The organism is Colwellia aquaemaris, assembly GCF_057548755.1.
Genome location: NZ_BAAJLV010000003.1, coordinates 77,153 through 98,002 on the forward strand (window position 1 = coordinate 77,153; position 20,850 = coordinate 98,002).

Sequence of the window (20,850 nt, forward strand, 5' to 3'; positions counted from 1 at the left end):
TAGTAAAATAAAAAACACCGCAATTGCGGTGTTTTTTATTTGTAGCGAGTCAATAACGAATTACCTAACATTCGCTTATTAAATGAGTTTAGTTGTCACCTTCAACGATAACATCAACTTGACGAGCATTATTTTGCTGAGAAATAACCACACGAACATTATAAGGAGCATTATTAAAGTTTAATGTTAGCCGTCCGCGTTTACGCTCTTGTTGAATAGGCTCACCATATTGTGTGCTATAAAACTCAATAACTTGAGCCTCTTTAGCGGAAGTAAAGTAATTCACTACTGCGGGAATTTTATCGTCAAATTGCGCGAAAATACGGGCATTTTCAACTACAGGGATATCAATCTTTTCAGCCTCTTTAGCGTGAGCATTGACTGTTAGCCCTGAAATAGAGAAAAGTAATACGCCAACAATGACTGAGGCTTTATGAAGAGTGCTATGGCGTTGCATGGCTGATTCCTTGTAAATTTATTAGCAATTTTAATAAGCTAGCATATGTTCAGTTTGCGCTTTGATTTTTTAGCTGTCAAATTTTACCTAATAGTTCAAAGCGTAAGCGCTAATAACGCTATAAGTATAAACAAAAATGCTTAATTGAATAACTTGGCAAAAACTCTTACTTGTTCAAGCAAGCAGCAAATAATGTTTACTGCTTGCTCGGTTTGTATAAAACTTAGTAACTTGCTGATTATTATTTAATTTTATGTACGGTCAACAAATTCGTCACGATAATGGTCAACCCAAAGTGCAGTGGCACCACAAATTGCAACCGGCATAACTACTAAATTGATAAAAGGGATCATTGAAAATACGGCAGTGGTTATACCAAAACTATAACTTAAGCCTTGGCGTTGTTTTAATGCTTGGCGCATTTCATTGAAGGCGACTTTGTGATTATCAAATGGATAATCTTTATATTGTACAGCCATCATCCAAGCAAGAAATAAAAACCAAAGTATTTGCCCAACGACTGGAATTATCCAATACAGTAAGAAAAAGCCAATAGCACGTGGCAAATAATAACCAAGCTTACTCACTTCTCGTCCTAGCGTTCTTGGGATATCTTTAATAATGTCAAAGGCACCGCCGTTATTTAATGATTTATTCGTTAGTAGTGCTTCAACTTTTTCAGATAAAAGGCCGTTAAAGGGCGCGGCTATCCAATTAGCAACAGAGCTGAATATAAATGAGAAAATGATCAAAGCAAAAAAGATAGCAAGCGGCCAAATAAAATGACTTAACCAAGCAAATGATTCACCAAGCCAATCTTCTATGGTTAACATATAACTTTCCAGCTGTAAAAACATGTAGTAAAAAGCGCTAGCAAAAAGTAACAAATTGACCGTTAAGGGAATAAATACAAAGCGACGAATACCTGGCGTTCTGATCAATTCGAAACCTTTAAAAAAGTAACCGGCACCGCCGTTAGCTAATGGAGGATTATTATTGTAGCTCATTGCTGATTTATTAACCTAACTAGTTGATATTCATAGCTCGATTATAGGATCCTTAGCGCGCTATGAACAGCATTGTGATGTTACAAAGTACATCAATCTCTGATACAGTGAGCGCAATTACGCGAGTTTTTATTTATTGCCGTTAAATTGTTCGAATTTTACAAAATTATTGTTGAAATAATAACAACAGGCATCAACGACTAGGTTATTCGATTTAATGCGACTAAAGCATATAAAATTGGCAGGTTTTAAATCATTTGTCGATCCAACAAAGGTACCGTTTGAACAACAAATGACGGCTATCGTTGGGCCAAATGGTTGTGGAAAGTCAAATATTATTGATGCTGTTCGTTGGGTTTTGGGGGAAAGTTCAGCCAAAAACTTGCGCGGTGATGCCATGACCGACGTTATATTTAACGGTGCGGCTAGCCGTAAACCTATAGGGCAGGCTAGTGTTGAGCTGGTTTTTGACAACACCCAAGGGCGTATTCAAGGCAATATGGCCGATCGTAGCCAAGTATCAGTGCGACGAGTGGTCAATCGTGAAAGTCAAAATAGTTATTTCCTAAATGGTAGCAAATGCCGACGCCGAGATATTACAGACATATTTCTTGGTACCGGTTTAGGTCCGCGTAGTTACGCTATTATTGAACAAGGTACAATTTCACGCTTGATTGAATCAAAGCCGCAAGAACTGCGAGTTTTTATTGAAGAAGCAGCGGGTATTTCAAAATATAAAGAACGCCGCAAAGAAACCGAAAACAGAATTCGCCACACTCGAGAAAACCTTGCTCGTTTAAGCGACATTCGTGTTGAGCTCGATGTACAAATTGATAAACTGCATCAACAAGCACAGGCCGCTAAACGTTTTCGAACGTTAAAACAGCAAGAACGCAAGTATAAGGCTGAGCTAGCAGTTTTACGTTGGCAAAAGTTTGAGCAACAAAGAGAGCAGCACCATAAGCGAATTGTTGAAATTGACAACAAAATAGCCGGACAAAATGCGCAAATTAGCCAGCATGAGTTAGACGTTATTAAGTTAAAAGAAGCCGTAATTAACTGCAACGACACTAATCAGACTCTGCAACAGCAAAAGCTGAACTTGACGCAAGATATTACCCGTGCCGAGCAAAATATAAAGCACTTGAAACAACAAGCTGAAAAGTCACAATCGGATAATGTGCTTACTCAACAGCAATTATTAAATGCTCAGCAATTGGTATTAACAGAGCAAGAGCAGCTGCAACTATGTGTAAAACAATTAGCCGATAAACAACCGCAGTTGCAAGCCATAGAGTTGGCGCTAACCACAAACCAACAAGAATTAGCTGAGCAGCAAGAAAAACAGAAAAACTTAAACTCGCATTGGCAACAGCAACAACAGGCGCGTGAGGCATTTCAACAGCAGTCGTTAAAAATTCATGCCGAAATTAGCCAGCAGCAAACGATTGTTGAGCAAGCTAAGTTGCGAATTGAAAAAAGTCAGCAACAAATTGCAAAATTACCTCCTAAAAACGATAGTGCTACAACAAAATACCAACAAGAAAAAAATGTAATTTTAGCCACTAAAGAACAATTGCAACAACAAATCAAGAAGCTGACATTGACTCAAGAACAAGCGATTAGAGAGCAGCAGCAATTGCAGCAAGAGTTTTCTTTGTTATCGGCGCAACAAATGGTTAGAAAGCAAGTTGTTGCAGATCTTAAGGCTAAAGTTGCTGATCAAGCATTGTGGAGTGAACAACAAGAGCAATGGCTAAATAAACGGAATAATACCGCATATACAGCGATAAAAAATAACTTGCAAGTTTCCCCAGGTTGGGAGTTGGCTGCGGAGGTGGTTTTATCTCATCTTATGGCTGGCCACGTAGTTGCTAATTTACCTGATGCTGATCAAAACAAAAGTTTATCGGTAGAAACTCTATGCTTAATTTTTAAAAGTAATACCGCGGAACAAGTGCTAGAAAGCGTTGCAGCTGGAACTGATACGGTAAAAACGGGTGGAAAAACCAGTAAAAAAATAAGAGAAAGTTTAGCCAGCAAAGTGTCAGGAGTTGATGAGCTTTCCCCTTGGTTAAATAATATTTTCCTTGCCACAGATTATGCCAGCGCTGTAGAGCAATTAGATGCATTAGCAAGTTATCAAAGCTTTATTTGTCCTGACGGTACTTGGCTTAGTCCGCAAGTATTAAGAAAAGGGAAACTAGAGCAAGGCTACGACTATATCAGCTTACAACGCCAATATGAGCTTGAGCAAGCCCAGTTAACTAATAACCTTGAGCAACATCAAATATTAGAAAAAAAACAAGCCGAAAGCACTGAAAATATTGGAAAATTACAGCAACAAAAATTAGTACTATGCGCAGACTTAGAGCAACAACAAGACAGGCTCTATAACCTTGAGCAAGCACACTCATTAACTCAGCAAGAAAAAATTCACCAACAACGAGAGTGTGAGAATTTACTGGCACAAATTGAACAAGAGCAGAAAAACAGTGATATCGCTGAACAAGCATTGTTGTTATTAACACAACAACTGACATCATTATCTGATAATAATGATGTTGACTTGAATGACCATGGCCAACAACAAACTGAATTACAGTTAGCTATTGAGAAAATTCAGCAAGGTAGCCAAGAATTACATGCGCAACGCCATCAATTAAGTTTATTGGTTGAACAACTTAAAAGCCAGCAGGCGCAACGAGAACAAACCATCAGAGGCAATCAAGAAAGCATTAACGTGCTGACACAAAGATTAACATCGAATAGCCAAGTGGTTGATGATGGTAGTTCGTCATTACAAGAGTTAGAGCAAAACCTACCGCAGTGGTTGGATAACTTATCGGCAATTAATGAAAAGTTACAGTTTAATCAGCAAGTACTAAATGATAGTCAAACACAGTTATCTTCATTAGAACTGGCGCTGAAAACCAGTCAAAACAAGGTGAGTACGTTAAATGAACAACTGGCTCGTTTGCAGTTAGACAGTGAAGGATTTAAATTACGCGCAGAAAATGCCATGGAAGTCTTGACAGAGCTACAACAAAATATTGATAGTGTTATAGCTGATATGCCAGAGCATGCAAAAGAATCACTTTGGCAAGCACAGTTAATAAAGTTAGCGAAAGACATTCAAGTATTAGGGGCAATAAACCTAGCTGCGATTGAAGAATATGAAACACAGTTTGAGCGTAAAAATTACTTAGACCAGCAAGATCAAGATCTTAATAGCGCAATTGCTACTTTAGAAGCAGCAATAGCAAAAATTGATAAGGAAAGTCGCCATAAGTTTAAGGTTACATTTGAGAAAATTAATAGTGACCTTCAAACATTGTTTCCTAAGGTGTTTGGCGGTGGACAAGCTTATTTGGCGCTAACAGGTGAAGACTTACTTGATACCGGGGTGACAATTATGGCGAGGCCACCGGGTAAAAAAAATAGCACAATACATTTATTATCTGGTGGAGAAAAAGCGCTGACCGCATTATCATTAGTATTCGCGATTTTTCGACTTAACCCTGCGCCATTTTGTTTATTGGATGAAGTAGATGCGCCACTTGATGATGCTAATGTTAGTCGTTTCTGCAACTTAGTGCAGGAAATGTCGAAAACAGTGCAGTTTATTTATATAAGTCATAATAAAATTGCTATGGAGATGGCTTCGCATTTAACAGGGGTGACTATGTTTGAACCTGGAGTTTCACGCATGGTTGCCGTTGATATTGACGAAGCAATCGCTATGTCAGAAGTATAAAAAGAAGTAAAGAATAGGCTAGATAATGGAAGACAGTTTCAGAAACACATTAATTATAATTAGTGCTATTGTGATAGCAGCCATTTTCATCCATGGTTACTGGACCATTAGGAAACAAAAAAATCCTTATAAATTGAAAACCAAAGATGAGTCCATTGTGCCTGAGTCGCGCGGCTTTGACGGTTCGGGTTTTGATCAAGACGGAGTTAGTAAGCCTAAAGTTGTAGGTAATAACCCCTTGCACGATGAATCTACGCTTAAGTCTCATTTGGTGCAAGACAGTGAAGAGTTTCATTCAGATAAGCCTATGCCAGAAACTGTGCCGCCGGCAGCGTTTGAAGAAAAGGAACAAGGGCTTAACTTTGGTGCCTTACTTAACGACACGGAAGAAGTGCCTGAACACTTAAAACAGCAAGCGCTGTCAGATGCGCCTAATTATGGTAGTGAAAATAGCTATGAAGATGACTTGTTTCCTGAATCAACGAATGAAGAAAATACTGTAAAAGAACAAATCAAGCCTGAGCCAGAGCCTGTTTATCAACAACCCGTTACACATGCTAAGCCTAAAGTTACCGTAGAAAAAGCGCCAGCACGAAAGAAAAATGTCCGCAAGCATACGGCTAAACGTAATCAAATGGAAATTAACTTTGGTGATGAAGCTATAGATGACATGCCGAGTATGTCGGCAACTGATACTAAAATTACTGAAAAAGCAACGGAAGTAGAGCCACAAGTTATTGTGCTTTCAGTGGTGATGCCTGAAGGGCAAGTTATGTCAGGTGCTGCATTATTGCCAACATTACTGACCTTAGGGTTGAAATACGGTGAAATGAATATTTTCCATCGCCATCAAGACAATGCTGGCAATGGCAAAGTTACTTTTAGTTTAGCGAATATGATGAATCCAGGTACGTTTGATTTAGACGATATTGAAAACTTTAGTACTCAAGGTATTACCTTATTCATGACCTTGCCAAATGCGGGGGACGCATTTGAAGTGTTTGAGCAAATGCTAAATGCCGCCAAACAACTTGCCGTTGAATTTAAAGGGCAATTACTAGATGACAAGCGCAGTGTGATGACGAAACAAACTGAACAACATTACATTGGTACTATTCGAGAGTTTGAACGTAAAAGCCGTATCGGTTCATTCTAATCTTTCGCCACTATTTACTGAGCAAGCACATTAAACTTGCTCAGTAGCACAATGTTAACCACGCGCACCACTTTAACAGCAATTATCTAAAGTAAATTAATTATGTCAGAGCAAGCTCCTAAACACCGTATCGCTGAAATTTGTCAGCTTATCCATCAATACAATCATCAATATTATGTTCTCGATGAACCGAGTGTACCTGATGCGGAATATGATCGCTTGATGCGAGAGTTAGTAACATTGGAAACTGCTCATCCAGAATTGAAAACTCTAGACTCTCCGAGCCAAAAGGTTGGTGGTGAGGCACTAAAGGCATTTAGTCAGGTAACGCACCAATTGCCAATGTTATCGCTAGATAATGTTTTCTCGGCAGATGAATGGCAAGCGTTTGTTAAGCGTATAAAAGACCGTTTAAAGTCTGAGAATGAATTCGCCATTTGTGCGGAGCCAAAACTTGATGGTTTAGCGGTAAGTTTACGTTATGAAAAGGGGATTTTTGTACAGGCGGCAACACGTGGTGATGGCAGTGTTGGTGAGAATATTACAGAAAACATTCGTACTATCAAATCGATACCACTGCGCTTACAAGGGCAAAACTACCCTGATATTTTGGAAGTGCGTGGTGAAGTATTTATGCCAAAAGCGAGTTTTGAGCATTTAAACCAACAAGCAATTAAAAAAGGCGAAAAAGGCTTTGCTAACCCACGTAATGCGGCGGCTGGCAGTTTACGTCAACTTGACTCAAAAATAACAGCTAAACGCAATCTTGCTTTCTATGCCTATGGTTTAGGTTTTGTTGGTGCAAATGAAACTGATGATGACCAAGGTATTGATGAAACTTGGTTAGCAAATTCACATTATCAACGTTTATGCCAAATAAAAGCACTAGGTTTACCTATGTGTCCAGAAGTTAAGTTGCTGGAAAATGCTGAGCACGTTGAAGCTTTCTACCAAGATATTTTACAACAGCGAGAAGCACTTAGTTATGAAATAGACGGCACAGTATTTAAAGTTGATGATATTGGCTTGCAAGAGCAACTAGGTTTTGTTGCCCGTGCACCACGCTGGGCAACAGCTTATAAATTTCCGGCGCAAGAAGAATTAACTATTCTTGAAGCAGTTGATTTTCAGGTAGGGCGTACGGGCGCAATTACACCCGTTGCGCGTTTAAAGCCGGTGTTTGTTGGCGGTGTAACCGTAAGTAATGCCACGTTACATAATCAAGACGAAATTAATCGTTTAGGTATACAAATTAACGATACGGTGATTATTCGCCGTGCCGGCGATGTGATCCCACAAATTGTTAGCGTTGTACTTGAACGTCGTTCAGATAATAGTGAAACCATAGAGTTTCCGAAAAAGTGCCCTGTCTGTGAATCTGCGGTAATGAAAGCAGAAGGTGAAGCAGTTTTAAGGTGTACTGGTGGTTTATATTGTCAAGCTCAACGCAAAGAGGCGATTAAGCACTTTGCTTCTCGAAAGGCGATTGATGTTGACGGTTTAGGAGATAAGTTAGTAGAGCAGTTAGTAGATGAAGGTTTAATCAAAACACCCGCAGATCTATTTAAATTGACTGAGCTTGATGTCAGTACCATGGAACGTATGGGCAAAAAATCGGCTGATAATTTAATTAAAGGCCTTGAAATTGCAAAAAATACCACGCTAGCAAAGTTTATATATTCATTAGGTATTCGCGAAGTTGGTGAGACTACAGCAGCAAACTTGGCACTGCATTTTTTAGCATTTGACGCTATAAAATCGGCCAATGAAGAACAATTACAACAAGTACCTGACGTTGGGGTTATTGTTGCCAAAAACATTGTTAACTTTTTTGCTCAAAGTCATAACCTTGATGTAGTGAATGAATTAGAAATGATCATGTCATGGCCTGATATTGAAGTAAAAAGTGATGATGAACTCCCACTAAAAGATCAAACTTTTGTGTTAACGGGTACGCTTAGCCAAATGGGAAGAAATGAAGCTAAAGCGGCACTACAAGCACTTGGTGCTAAGGTTTCAGGAAGCGTTTCTGCAAAAACGCATTATTTAGTTGCTGGAGAAAAAGCGGGCTCTAAACTGACAAAAGCACAAGATTTAGGTATTAAAATACTCACCGAAGATGAGATGATCGCGCTTATTAATCAAGATTAAATGTAACGCTTATCGTACATCTTTGTACAAGATACTCAGTTGAAAATATAGTATCTTGGTGTAACTATCTGTAACAATTAAATAGAGAATATTTTGTCTAAAGTTTCATTACCTGCTGGTATATACATAATTGGTCCGTACACAGTTAATTGTAATGAGCTAACTGTCAGTAACGATAGAGACACCATTAAATTACCAGTTAAAGTATTCGATTTACTGAAATTATTTATTCAATCGGAAAATCAATCGGTTCAACGCAGTGTTGCGATAGATATTATTTGGGAAGGCAATAAAGGGGTTGGTGAAAGAGGCTTTACCAACGCTATGTGGCATTTACGAAAAACATTTTCCGATTTAGGTGCTGAGCCAGAAGAGGTTTTTAAAACCTTAAGAAAAGTCGGTTATATTTTGGTTTTAACGCCAGAACCTGTTATTACGGCTCCCATTGTTAATGCTGTTGAAGAACAGTCGCAAAAAAATGCTTTTAGCGTACGCACGTGGCTGTCATTGGCACTACTTTTGGTTTTAATTTTTATTGTTACTTTTTATTGGTTTACAAATTATTCCAGTAAAAAAGTTGCTAGGCAACAAGAATTCAATTCTCACAGAGAGACCAATTATCAAGGGATGGAAGATCACCCATCAATTTCTCATGATGGTAATTATCTAGCTTTTCGTTGGGTTCAAGAGTCGTCAAAAGGGCAATTATATATTAAAGATCTTGCCAATGAAGGCGCACCTTTAAGAATGCTTACGCAAAGTAATTATGAAGAAAGTTCACCTGCTTGGTCTCCTGATGATGCGTCTATTGGCTATATACGCAAGATATCAAATTCAGAATGTGAGGTGCGGGTCAGAAACCTAGTCAGTAACTTAGACATTATGTTAGATACTGGTTGTGTTTATAACCCGATGAGACACAGTTTAAGTTGGTCACCGGATGGAGAGAAGCTACTTTATCCAAAGGCTTATGGCTCAGAAGTTGCCATTTATAGCTTTAATGTAAATAGTAAAAAGGTCACGCAAGTAAGTTTTCCAAATAAAGATGAGCGTGATGTGATGGCTATTTGGGGGCAAGATTCCAAATCAATAGCACTGATTCGTGAGCAGTATGTTAAAGCTAAATTAGTGTTCATTTCTGATGAAATGGTTGAACGTGATTTACTAGATTATGATATTTCAATCGTAGGTTTAGCCTGGGATCATAACAATAATGAGATTTATACAAATTTATTAGACGATGCACATTATGCAATCCATAAGTTTAGTTTGAATACAAACGAATGGCAGGTTGTTCGAAAAATATCAACACCTTCAAACTTAAGCTACAACGAAGCCAAGGGGCGATTATTTTACTCTCGCTACTCAGCACGAGAGCATATTACTCAGCAAAAATTTAGTGATGGTACAAAAATACGTAAAGTGTCATCCTCATCTCGGGATATCTATGGTACTTACAGTAGTGACAATGACGACATTATTTTTCTATCTAATCGTGACAATAATTGGGATATATGGCTTAAATCACAAAAACAATCGAAAAATTTAACTAAAGGTAAAGGAGTTGCTTTAGTGCCAAGTGCGTCACCAAATGGGCAAAAATATGCTGTTAATATTCAGCTTCCTAACCGCAAAAAATTCTCGTTATTTCTTGGTGATATTGATACAGGGGAGTTAACCGAACTAGATTTAGGAGATATTGAACCACAGCATCCTGCGTGGTCTTTCGATGGAAATGATATTATTTTTACTGCCGCTAACAACGGTATATCTGCTGCTTATCAATATAACTTAATGACGTCTGAAGTTTCGTTAATTAGTCCTCAAAGTGCTCGGAAAGTAGTTCATGGTAAAGATCATATGTACTATTTGAGCCGAGAAGAAGAGGCGGGTATATGGCAGTTTAACCCACAAACCAAGCAATATAAAAAAATTATCTCAGAGTTAGCGGTTAATGATTATGGCGCTTTTTTTTGGCAAGGTGACAGTCTTTTTTATTTAACACGAACTGATAGTGAAGATTTAGTGAAAAAATATGTAAAAGACGGTTCTGACATTATTGTCACTCGCTTTCCTGCCAATAGCATTAAAAAATATTTTGGTATTAGTGCTGCCAATGATGATAGCTTTTTAATTTCATTGGTGAGTTTGAATGATGCAGATATTTACACACTTGCCGTTAATAAAATAGTATCACCAAAGTAATTTATTCCTCCTCGTAACAACACTTTTTTTGCCTATTTACTTTGTTTGAAGTTATTGAAACTAAGTAAATAGGTCGACCTTTCTTGCGTCAATATTCGTTATTTTTAAATATTTATCTATAAATTGTATTAATCTGTAACCTGATGGTGTTGTTGTATCTTTTTGTTTTTATTGAGAATTGATGTTTAATTGATGTTTAATTGAGTTCAATTTGATTGCCGTTACATTGTTTAAATTTACTTTCTTCTTTACTAATAGCCTACGGTCAACTATTCACAATAAAAAATATTAACAAATGTGATTAGTTGAAATTCTAGTACGTAAAATGAAAACAAGAGGTTATATATGATTTTCAAATCATCAACCGTTGTGTTAGTTGTTTCATCAGCTTTAGCATTTTCTGTAAATGCAAGCGAAAGCAATTTTTCCAGCGAAAACCCCAGTGCAAATGGCTTAGCTAGTTCTTTGTCAGCAAGCGCTTCAGATACGCGAACTGCTTTTAGGCAGATTGTTGAAGATTCGGGTGTTTATTTATTGAGCTTAAGCCAAAAAAGCGCATTAGATGCTAGTTATGCACATTTGGGAGACAATCGAAGCACCGTTGTTACTGCAATTGAGAAGCAGCAAAATAGCGTGCTAAAAAAAATCCGTAGTCTTGATAGTGCAAGTATTTTAATTGGCAAGGTAAGGCTGACAGGTAACGAAATTTCAGTGCAAATGTCGCATGAAGCGGCAGAACAGTTAAAAGACGACACTAACATTCTCAAAGTTGAGTTACTTAGTGAAAATGCGAGCTTTAACACTGATGATGAATTTAAAGGCTTACCATTTTTAAAAGTAAAAGATCCAGGTGATAGCGTAACAGTTGCCATTGTGGGAAACGGAATCGATTATACGCACGCAGCGCTAGATGGCGCTGGCACACCAGAAGCTTACGCACAAGCATGGGCCAACAGGAGTAATGCTTGGGATGGTTTTCCAACCAATACGGTTATTGGCGGTTTAGATTTTTCTGCGAGTGAAGAGGGTTACCATAGTCTTGATTATAACCCAATTGAAAATGCTAATGATGCCAATGTAGCATCAGGTAATGTTCCGTCTGGTACAACCATCGCTTCTGAGATTCTTAAACAAGCGCCGGATGCAAAAATTCTATCTTATAAAACCTATGATTGGGCGAGTGCGTACTTTATTCAAGTGCTCGATGTTATTGTTGATCCTAACCAAGATGGTGATATCAGTGATCGACCTGACGTAATTGTTTTAAACTCTTATGGTAACGCTGGCTTTTATGTTGAGGATGATACCCAAGGATCTGCTGCAACACGTGAAATAGGCTTAATTCGACGTTTAAGTGCATCAGGCTCTTTAGTAGTCATGGGGGCAGGTCAAACTAATTTTAATTATTACTTTAATTTAGCATGGCGTGGCGCGGCACCGGAAGCCTTAACCGTTGGCTCAGTAAAAATGGAAGGTGATAATATTACCTTATCTGAGTTTACCCCAGCAGGCCCAACGCGTGGAACGCATCAGCTAAAACCTGAAGTTGTTGCACCAGCAGAAAATGTTATTGGCCCTGTTGTTGGTTCAGGTGATGAAGAAATGCCTTATGCTTCACACTCTACTTATGCAGCAGCGTATGCGGCGGGTACTGTTGCGAAAATTTTAGCCAATTACCCACAATTAAGTCCTCTTGAAGCAAAAGCACTTGTTGCTAATACGGCGATTGCTGACGGCATAAAAGGTGCTACAACCTATAACGAAGAGGCTGAACGTGAAATTACTAATGTTGCTGAAGTGTCATTTATGGGCACAGGCTTAGTCAATGGTGAAATTGCAACAACGGCTGATGCAGTTGTTTGGGACTCTGAAAACTATCACCCAGGTTTAGCTTTTGGCTTTGTTGAAGCGTCAAGTTCTGCCTCAGTTACGCGTGATATTACCATTAGAAACTTAACGGATGAAGTGCAAACATATTCATTAAGTACGATGACCAATGGAGAAAAAGCAAACAATGCAGCGATAAGCTTTATTGTGCCTGAAACTATTAATGTACCGGCTAACCATTCATTAACGTTTAATATTACTATGATGGTAGATGGCTCAAAAGTCGCCGCTTCACAGATATTAGCTACTAATGACTTTACCATTGAAAATTACACGAAAGAAAATGTTAACGGGTATTTAGTCTTTGATAATGCTGACGAAAATTCAGCACAATTAAAAATGCCATGGCAGGTATTTCCTAAGAACGCAAAACCGTTAACACGAAGTAATTATCTTTCTGGTTATCCAACACCTTTTACGGAGTGGGATCAACGCGTAATGGAGGAAAGATCATTTGCGCTAACTTATGCGATGGATTTTACTAACGACAGTAATGTTGATAAAGCACTGTATAGTATTCCTCGTATGCATGCGGTTGACTTTATCGATTCGGTAAAAGAAGGTGGCCAAGGTCATATGATCAAGAATATTGGCGCGAACATCAATCCTGATGCAAGGTGTGAGTCTGGCCAGAAATTATCCGTTGCGGTACAAATGTTCGACAATTGGGACCTGCCGATGGCGGAACATTTTGATAAAGCGGGCCACTTATTAACATTTTTCAGTGTTTATACCGAAGAGTATACTGACAGCAAAAATGGTGATGCTAGAGCAATTGCATCAGATGAAATGCGTGATGACAATACAACGTTAGCTTATATCGAAGTGCTTATGGATGAAAATGGTAAGCCGCAAGTAGAGTTTGTTGATTTCGATCAGGAATATGAGTGGTGGAATCCACGTAAGCGTTTTGTTACCTCAAGCTTAGAAACAGACGTTAGTATCGGTAATGATACTGTAGTCGCCAACGCTTGTATCGATGAATTATACCATGACGATATTCAATCAATTGATGCGTGGGACGGTCAACTAGGTTGGCAATTTGCAACAGATCGCGATGCAAAAGCTGGCCCAGATGAACAAGTGCTTCGTTTTAATCCGGTGATTATGGGTCACTCTTTTACAGAGATTATTGACCATACTGGTAGCCCAGACTATCCACCATTTCAATTTAGACCTTGTGATCCAAATGATACCGATTGGATGGGGAACCCACTTCCAGATGATTACTGTATCGAAGTTAAAAATACCTTTGTTGCGAATAATGCTGCGTTAAGTCAATTGTCAGTAGAAGGTGAAGCTTCAATGTGGAGTAACCAAGTTGCATTAGCTCCGAGTGAAACAGCAAGACTTGCCCTATCGACAACGTATGAGTGTGATAATCAGTTAGGTGGTATCGGTGGTTCTATTAGACTTTCTGAACATTGCCCGCCAGGCATTATGATTTTTGAACTTGGCTCTGACAATAAGTTATTTTCAAGCGTTCAATTTGCCGATAGCTTTGGTATCAAAAAAGAGCAAGCATTTAGCGTTTACGAAGGTGCTGAAAATGGCACGGTTATAGGCACACTTGAAGACGAAAGTGAACTATTATTCATTGGTGATGAATACATTGGCGATATTTATCTAGTCAATGCCATACCTGGTACGCCATTTAGTGTGGGTACTGACGGAATCATTAAAGTGGCTAATAGCGCAGCGCTAGATTACGAAGTAACCAAGTCTTATACCTTAAAAGTGCATGTAGATTATGTGAACCATGATAGCCAATTGGTTGACGTTACAATTCATATTAATAACCGCAATGATGTGGCTCCCGAGGCGACACAGCAGTTAGCTAAAATTTCAACAAAAGCAGGTCAAGCCATTGAAACGTCTATTGCCAGTGCGTTTGTTGACGTAGAAGGTGACGGAATAACATTTAGCTCTGACAACTTACCTTCTGGTGTTGCCATTTCAAAAGCAGGAACGATTACAGGGTCAATCAACACTGCTGGCGACTATCAAGCAAATATTTTAGCAACCGATGGTGTCAATACAACATCAGCGAATGTCAACTTCTCTGTGGCAGCAACACAGGCTACAACAGAGCCTGCACCTGTAGTTGATGAGTCAACAAGCAGTGGTGGTAGCACTAGCTCGTTATTTATACTACTCGCTAGTCTTGCACTATTTAACCGTCGCGCCCGTAAGTAATTTAAATTGAGAGGCATAGCCTCTCAAAGAGGAAATATATTGTGAATTTTAAACTAAATAAAATAGCTTTAGCGCTACCGATGAGTTTATTAACTCTTGCTGCTGGTGCAACAATATCGGTTGATGATATTCCAAAAGTTGAATTGAATCAGTTTCAAAAAAATAGTTTAGCAAAGGCTGCTAAGCAGACTTTTGCTAAGCGTTATATCGTATTACTAGAAGATGAGCCAGTAGCTTTATATCAAGGTGGTATCAAAGGCCTAAAAGCAACAAATGTGGCTGCTTCACACGGTATAAATTCATTAAGTGATGGTAAGTTAGACATCAATAGTTCTGCATCTATTACGTACAGTAACTACCTTGCTAAGCGCCAAAATGACACTATTGCAGGTATGAATAAGCTATTAAAGCGTCAAGTTGAAATTAAGAAGCAATTTAAAGTTGCTATTAATAGCTTAGTGGTTGACCTAGAACCGAATGAAGTTTTAGCGCTGCGTAAAATGCCAGGTGTGTTGGCCGTTGAAAAAGAAGAAATGCATCAGTTATTGACTGATGTTGGCCCTCAGCATGTTGGCGCACCTGCTATTTGGGATAACGCTGATATTGAAGGTTCAAAGGGTGAAGGTTTAGTTGTTGGTGTACTTGATACAGGTATCTCGTCATTTACTTCACAAGTATATAACCCATCAAATTTCGATGGTAAGGCGTTCCACCCTTCATTTGCTGATGTTGGTGCTGATGGTTATGACCACACAAACCCGAATGGTGAAGGGGTTTATTTTGGTGATTGTGTTGACACGCCACAATGGTGTAACGACAAGCTTATTGGTGTTCTGTCATTTGAAGGATTAACAACCCAAGTTCAATGGGATATGCGTGTTGGTACCGGGCAAGATGATCATGGTCATGGTACTCATGTTGCATCGACTATTGCTGGTAACCGAGTGGATAATGTTCAATATCCAACGGTTCACCCAAGTGATGAAAATGAATGGCAACATAAGTATTATAATTCAGAAATGACGGTATCTATGAGCGGTATTGCCCCTCATGCTAATATTGTGTCGTATAAAACATGTTCTGTTTCAGGTTGTTCACCTACGGCGGCAATTGAAGCCATTGAACATGCTATCGCTAACAATATAGATGTTATTAATTATTCCGTGGGTGGTACAGCAAGCTCACCATGGTTCTCGTCTGACGCGTTAGCATTTTTATCGGCGCGTGAAGCGGGCATTCATACCGCAGTTGCTGCCGGTAACTCTGGCGCGCAAGGTGAAAAAACCATTGGTTCACCAGGTAACTCTCCATGGGTTACTACTGTTGCAGCCTTGACTCACTCTCGAGATTTCACTGAAGAAAAAGTTGCAACTTTCAGTGGCGGTAACTCTGAATTAGGTGAGTTAATTGGTAAAGGTGCAACGTCAGGTGTTTTAACACCAGCGGATGTTGTTTATGCTCGTGATGTTGAGGATCAAGGTAAAGCTGAAGAATCTGGAGGCGTTGCCTATTGTAGTGACTGGTCTTTGCCAGGTTCATGGTCACCTGAGTCAGTTGCCGGCAAAGTTGTTGTTTGTCATCGTGGTGGTTTAGACTCAAACGGAAACCCATTATCACGTTTATCAAAAGGCACTACAGCATTACAAGCGGGTGCTGCGGGTTTAATCCTTATCAACTCAGAAGATGAATTTGATAATGTTGTGAATGATTTGCATGTATTGCCTACCGTACATTTAAATAAAGCTGATGGCGAAAAATTATTAGCTTGGTTAGACGAAGGTGAAGGCCATCAAGTAAGTTTTACTGCATCTGAGATGGAACTTAATGATGATAAAGCCGACGTGACAGCGAGCTTTACATCACGTGGCCCTGATTACTTTACCGGTGATTATCTGCTTCCTGATGTTGGTGCACCGGGGGTTGAAATTCTTGCTGCGGGTATCGGAAGTTATATGCACAGCTCCGCTGCTGCTGTTTGGGAGAAAATTAACGGTGACTTCCGCTTTATGAGCGGTACATCAATGGCGTCTCCACACATTGCCGGCATGTATGTATTAATGAAAGCGGCACAACCAACATGGACACCTGCTGAAGCACAGTCGGCACTAATGATGACTGCGTTCACTGATGTTAAAGAAGACGATAATGCCGACGGCGAATTAAATCGCGCTGATATGCATAGAACGGGTTCTGGTAGTGCGCGCGTTAATTTAGCGATTAATGCTGGCTTAGTAATGAATGAAACTCGTGCTGGCTATGAAGCTGCCAACCCGCATGCTAAAGAGCAAGGCATTAGTGATGATATTGCTGATTGGCACGGGCAACCACATCAAATGAACTTACCAAGTTTGTCAAAAGAGAACTGTTTAGTTTCATGTGATTGGACGCGTACATTTAGGGCAACTAAAGCGGGCTCTTGGACCGTGAGCTTTGAATATTACAATAACGGCTTCACCATGGTGTCGGATAACGAAACTTTCACCGTAACTGAAGGTGAAGAAGTTGATGTAACTTTTACCGCTGAAGCTATGCAAGGTTTAGCTGATAAGTGGGTTAATGGTCGCGTTATACTTACGCCATCTGATAGCTCAACACCAGTGCAAACACTGCCTGTAACGGTGAACTTTATTGCCGGTATCGTACCAGAGCAAGCAGATATTATTGCTAAACGCTCAATTGACTCTGCGCCAGTATCAGGTGTTATGACAATTGGTAGCGATGACTTACAAGTGACAAAATCTGGTTTAGCTAAAGCTGACGTGTATGACTTTGAATTAATGCGAGATGCAACTAATGACACCATCTTCCATTATGATATTCCTGACAATCAAACGATTAAAGTTATTCCATTAAATATTCAAGCAGATTCTAAGCGTTTAGTTATTGAAGTACTTGAAACAACTTCACCTGATCTTGATGTATTTGTCGGCATCGACTCTAACCTCGATGGCAAGCTTGCACACAATGAAATGGAATTGTTTGTTTATCGCAGTGCTACAGAAATTGCTTTAGAGCGCATTGATGAGGTGAGTCCACGTAATGATACTTACTGGGTATTAGTACACAACTGGGCAGAAGGGCCTGCACCGTTACAAGATAATCAAATGGCTTGTGAAGAAGGGCAAGAGCCTGAAGAAGGTATGGAATGTGTAAGTTCAGATGACTTACCAATCATGGATAGTGTCAAGCTAGCGATTACCAATGTACAAGTAGATTCAGATAACATGGCAATAGAAGCGCCATCATCTGTTGAGCCTTTACAGGATGTCGAAACACGAGTTGTTTGGAATGAAACTATGATGGAAGGCGATATTTATCATGGCGTATTCTGGTTAGGTACATCTGCTGAACTAGATAAGAATATTGGTTCAGTGCGCGTTAATGTACGTCGCGGTGAAGATGATGTGAAAATTTTAGAGCCTACAATTGCAGGTGATAAAATGACAGTTGCTATCGACGTATCAGGAAACCACACGGGTGAAGATCGTAGCTACAACTTTAGTATGGAGCTAGCAGACGGTGTCACTGTTGATACATTAATTGGTGAAGCAAGTACCAATGTATCTTCGATGCGTATGAGTACCACTGATGTTGACTACACTTTAGATGGCAATGTTTTATCTTGGGTTCATGTACAGACCGATGGTGCAGCTAAGCAAACATTTAGCTTAGTTATTGATACTGCGAATGTTTCAGGTATGCAAGATACTACACCTGTTATTGAAAGTTCAGTTAACACCAGCACAGAAAGTGAAACATCGGCGCCACAACAACCAGTATTTGTTGAAGGTCGTCCTGTGTTTTCAGCATCTGCGTCTAGTAGCTCTGTTAAAGAAGGTGAGTCAATTACGTTGACGGCGACAGTCGTTGATGCGGTTATTGATAGCCCTGAATTAAGCTACCAATGGACACAAGTGTCTGGTCCTACGGCAAGTTTCACTGGTAATGGTTCATCAATTACTTTTGAAGCGCCTTCGGTTAAGTCTGACGAAACTATACGCTTTGAGTTAGTTGGCTCAAACGGTACTAAGTCAAGTTTACCAGCTGAGGTTTCTGTTAATGTTGAAAATAAGAGTAGTGGTGGTACCTTTGCTTGGTTGTTAACATTATTAGCTGGTGTACGTTTTTTTGGTCGCAATAAAAAGTAAACTAATAATGCTATAAATTAGCATTACACCAAAGCACGATTATAAAGCCAGTCGTTTTACGACTGGCTTTTTATTTTCAGTATTTATGAAAGTGTTTTATTACAAATGATTGTGAATTTAGTTTTTCTCGAAATTGCTACAGAACTCAAAGTACTACGTGATAATATTTGCTTAGTGTCAGTAGAGGAGTAAAACAACAAGTTATGAGTGAACTATTAATTGACATTGGTCAGTGGTTTCGTGGTTACCAATATCAAGTGGCGATGGCAATTGTCGCAACGGTATTGGTTTTATTTGGTGGTGATATTAATAAAATGGTTCGAAGCTTAGTTCGCAAACGACATTTTATTGTGCGTAGTTTAACCTTTGTGGTCGTTTGTGCGTTTGGCTATGGTTTACTTACTGTTTGGCTAACAAAGTTACTTTCGCAACAATTATCGCAAGTACCAAATATTTATATTTTACCGCTGATTGTCGGCATATTTTTGCTACTAGGAGCATATGCACAAAAGCATCGACATATCTAAAGGACAATAAAAATTACAAGGCAGGTTATTTATATTGCTGATAAACGTATGAAGGCATATATAAACAATAGTGCCGGTAATGGCAGTAAAAGACAGAATAAAATAGCTTCACACCACTCAATTACGCGGTAAAACTTTTGCCAATGAATATTGTTTTCTTTCGTTGAAGGTAGTATTTGAAAGAAAAAAATAAAGGCTGCAATCACTAAACTTTCTATAGCAGTAAATAAGATAAATATTGCTAACCACACTAAAAAGTTTGGTGTGTTAAATTGAATTTGTGTTTGAAGTAATACAAATAAGCAAAATAAGAACACACTCCACGCAAGTAGATGCCATTTAAAGCGTGATATCGATATCGCGATATAATTAAAAAGCTCTGGGGTAATGGGTGGTTTCATTTTATAATTATGTTCATAAAATTTTACTGAATTATTTCATTAGTATATCGTCTAATTGTTCGAGTCGAAAATAGTAATTGTCAATAAAGGTTAAATTTAATTAGCTGGTAAAGCGCTATAATTTCATTATAAAAGCTGCTGTAATAGCTTTAGGGATAATTCACAAACCAATGTACAAAACACAAAATATTGAGAGCAATATGAGTCTAAATTTATTTAAGAGCCTTGCTCGTTCTTCCATTTTAATTGCTTTACTGACCGTATCAGATATTAATATGGCAACTGCAACAACACTTGCAGAATACCTACTTGAGAAAAATGAAAAACTCGCGGTGATGGAAGGGCATGCTCAAGCACAAACTGCTCATGTGACCTCGCGGCTAAATTCAACCACTGATAATAAAAAAGCGAGCCCTCTCGCCCGTGCTATGGCGCAGTCTTCAGCTGAGTTGCAACAAGAAAGCGCTTTGGTTGAAAAAACCTTAACCCTTGAAATTAGTGAACTGCAAGATAACAGTGGCTTGGTTTATTTAGGCGGTAAGGTACCGGAAGTAGAACTTAGTCGTTATTTAAAACAGCTTGAAACTACACTTGGAAAAGAAAAGTATGCTATTTATCGTCAACATCAAGCTGCGAGAGATCACCAATCTTTTCATGTTACCTTAGTTAATCCGTATGAATATCAAACGATAAATAAAGAAAAATTTAATTTATCACAAAAATTTCGAGTAACGTTACACGGTATAGGTAAGGTGGCTAAAGGCGATAAAGAAAGTTATTTTGTTGTCGCATCGTCGCCAGATGGGCAATTTATTCGTCAAAAATTATTATTAAATAACAAAGACTTCCATGTAACGCTAGGCTTTTATTCTGACGATGTCTATGGCGTTAGTAAAGGCCGAGACACGCTAATTAACAAATAAATTTCATTACTTTTAATTTAAACTCTTGTGATGAA

Annotated in this window: 11 protein-coding genes; 8 read left to right on the top strand and 3 right to left on the bottom strand. The window is 38.9% G+C overall.

What is annotated here, in order from left to right:
- Nucleotides 1–88: 88 nt before the first annotated feature.
- Entirely contained in the window at nt 89–457 is a 369-nt protein-coding gene (locus AC27HL_RS09865; RefSeq protein WP_487080817.1) for a hypothetical protein, read from the bottom strand.
- 251 nt (nt 458–708) lie between these two features.
- Nucleotides 709–1,464: a sulfate transporter CysZ gene (gene cysZ, locus AC27HL_RS09870; protein WP_487080818.1), complete on the bottom strand. Its 756-nt coding sequence runs from the start codon at nt 1,462–1,464 to the stop codon at nt 709–711.
- Between the two features lie 217 nt (nt 1,465–1,681).
- Here cysZ and smc point away from each other — a divergent pair, with 217 nt between their 5' ends.
- From smc to AC27HL_RS09905, 7 genes are all read left to right on the top strand, one after another.
- The gene (smc, locus tag AC27HL_RS09875) at nt 1,682–5,221 is read left to right on the top strand and encodes a chromosome segregation protein SMC (RefSeq protein WP_487080819.1); all 3,540 of its coding nucleotides are present in this window, start codon (nt 1,682–1,684) and stop codon (nt 5,219–5,221) included.
- A gap of 25 nt (nt 5,222–5,246) precedes the next feature.
- The gene (gene zipA, locus AC27HL_RS09880) at nt 5,247–6,377 is read left to right on the top strand and encodes a cell division protein ZipA (RefSeq protein ID WP_487080820.1); all 1,131 of its coding nucleotides are present in this window, start codon (nt 5,247–5,249) and stop codon (nt 6,375–6,377) included.
- A gap of 99 nt (nt 6,378–6,476) precedes the next feature.
- Complete coding sequence (ligA, locus tag AC27HL_RS09885; protein WP_487081213.1) at nt 6,477–8,528, top strand: NAD-dependent DNA ligase LigA; 2,052 nt, start codon at nt 6,477–6,479, stop codon at nt 8,526–8,528.
- 93 nt (nt 8,529–8,621) lie between these two features.
- A complete protein-coding gene (locus tag AC27HL_RS09890) occupies nt 8,622–10,733 on the top strand; it encodes a winged helix-turn-helix domain-containing protein (protein ID WP_487080821.1) in 2,112 nt (703 codons plus the stop codon).
- Nucleotides 10,734–11,078: 345 nt separating this feature from the next.
- Complete coding sequence (locus AC27HL_RS09895) at nt 11,079–14,816, top strand: S8 family serine peptidase (RefSeq protein ID WP_487080822.1); 3,738 nt, start codon at nt 11,079–11,081, stop codon at nt 14,814–14,816.
- Between the two features lie 41 nt (nt 14,817–14,857).
- Nucleotides 14,858–18,964 (top strand): S8 family serine peptidase, encoded by a 4,107-nt coding sequence (locus AC27HL_RS09900; RefSeq protein ID WP_487080823.1) that lies wholly within the window; start codon nt 14,858–14,860, stop codon nt 18,962–18,964.
- A 203-nt stretch (nt 18,965–19,167) separates the two neighbouring features.
- Complete coding sequence (locus AC27HL_RS09905) at nt 19,168–19,491, top strand: DUF3392 domain-containing protein (protein ID WP_487080824.1); 324 nt, start codon at nt 19,168–19,170, stop codon at nt 19,489–19,491.
- Nucleotides 19,492–19,520: 29 nt separating this feature from the next.
- Here AC27HL_RS09905 and AC27HL_RS09910 read toward each other — a convergent pair whose 3' ends face one another.
- Nucleotides 19,521–19,892 (bottom strand): hypothetical protein, encoded by a 372-nt coding sequence (locus AC27HL_RS09910; RefSeq protein WP_487080825.1) that lies wholly within the window; start codon nt 19,890–19,892, stop codon nt 19,521–19,523.
- Between the two features lie 200 nt (nt 19,893–20,092).
- Here AC27HL_RS09910 and AC27HL_RS09915 point away from each other — a divergent pair, with 200 nt between their 5' ends.
- Nucleotides 20,093–20,815, top strand: a complete 723-nt coding sequence (locus AC27HL_RS09915; protein WP_487080826.1) for a hypothetical protein — start codon at nt 20,093–20,095, stop codon at nt 20,813–20,815.
- Nucleotides 20,816–20,850 lie beyond the last annotated feature (35 nt).

Excerpts from the sequence above, each read along its gene's own strand:
- cysZ (WP_487080818.1), bottom strand. The coding sequence starts at position 1,464 with ATGAGCTACAATAATAATCCTCCATTAGCTAACGGCGGTGCCGGTTAC.
- AC27HL_RS09905 (WP_487080824.1), top strand. The coding sequence starts at position 19,168 with ATGAGTGAACTATTAATTGACATTGGTCAGTGGTTTCGTGGTTACCAA.
- zipA (WP_487080820.1), top strand. The coding sequence starts at position 5,247 with ATGGAAGACAGTTTCAGAAACACATTAATTATAATTAGTGCTATTGTG.
- AC27HL_RS09915 (WP_487080826.1), top strand. The coding sequence starts at position 20,093 with ATGAGTCTAAATTTATTTAAGAGCCTTGCTCGTTCTTCCATTTTAATT.
- AC27HL_RS09895 (WP_487080822.1), top strand. The coding sequence starts at position 11,079 with ATGATTTTCAAATCATCAACCGTTGTGTTAGTTGTTTCATCAGCTTTA.
- AC27HL_RS09910 (WP_487080825.1), bottom strand. The coding sequence starts at position 19,892 with ATGAAACCACCCATTACCCCAGAGCTTTTTAATTATATCGCGATATCG.
- smc (WP_487080819.1), top strand. The coding sequence starts at position 1,682 with ATGCGACTAAAGCATATAAAATTGGCAGGTTTTAAATCATTTGTCGAT.
- AC27HL_RS09865 (WP_487080817.1), bottom strand. The coding sequence starts at position 457 with ATGCAACGCCATAGCACTCTTCATAAAGCCTCAGTCATTGTTGGCGTA.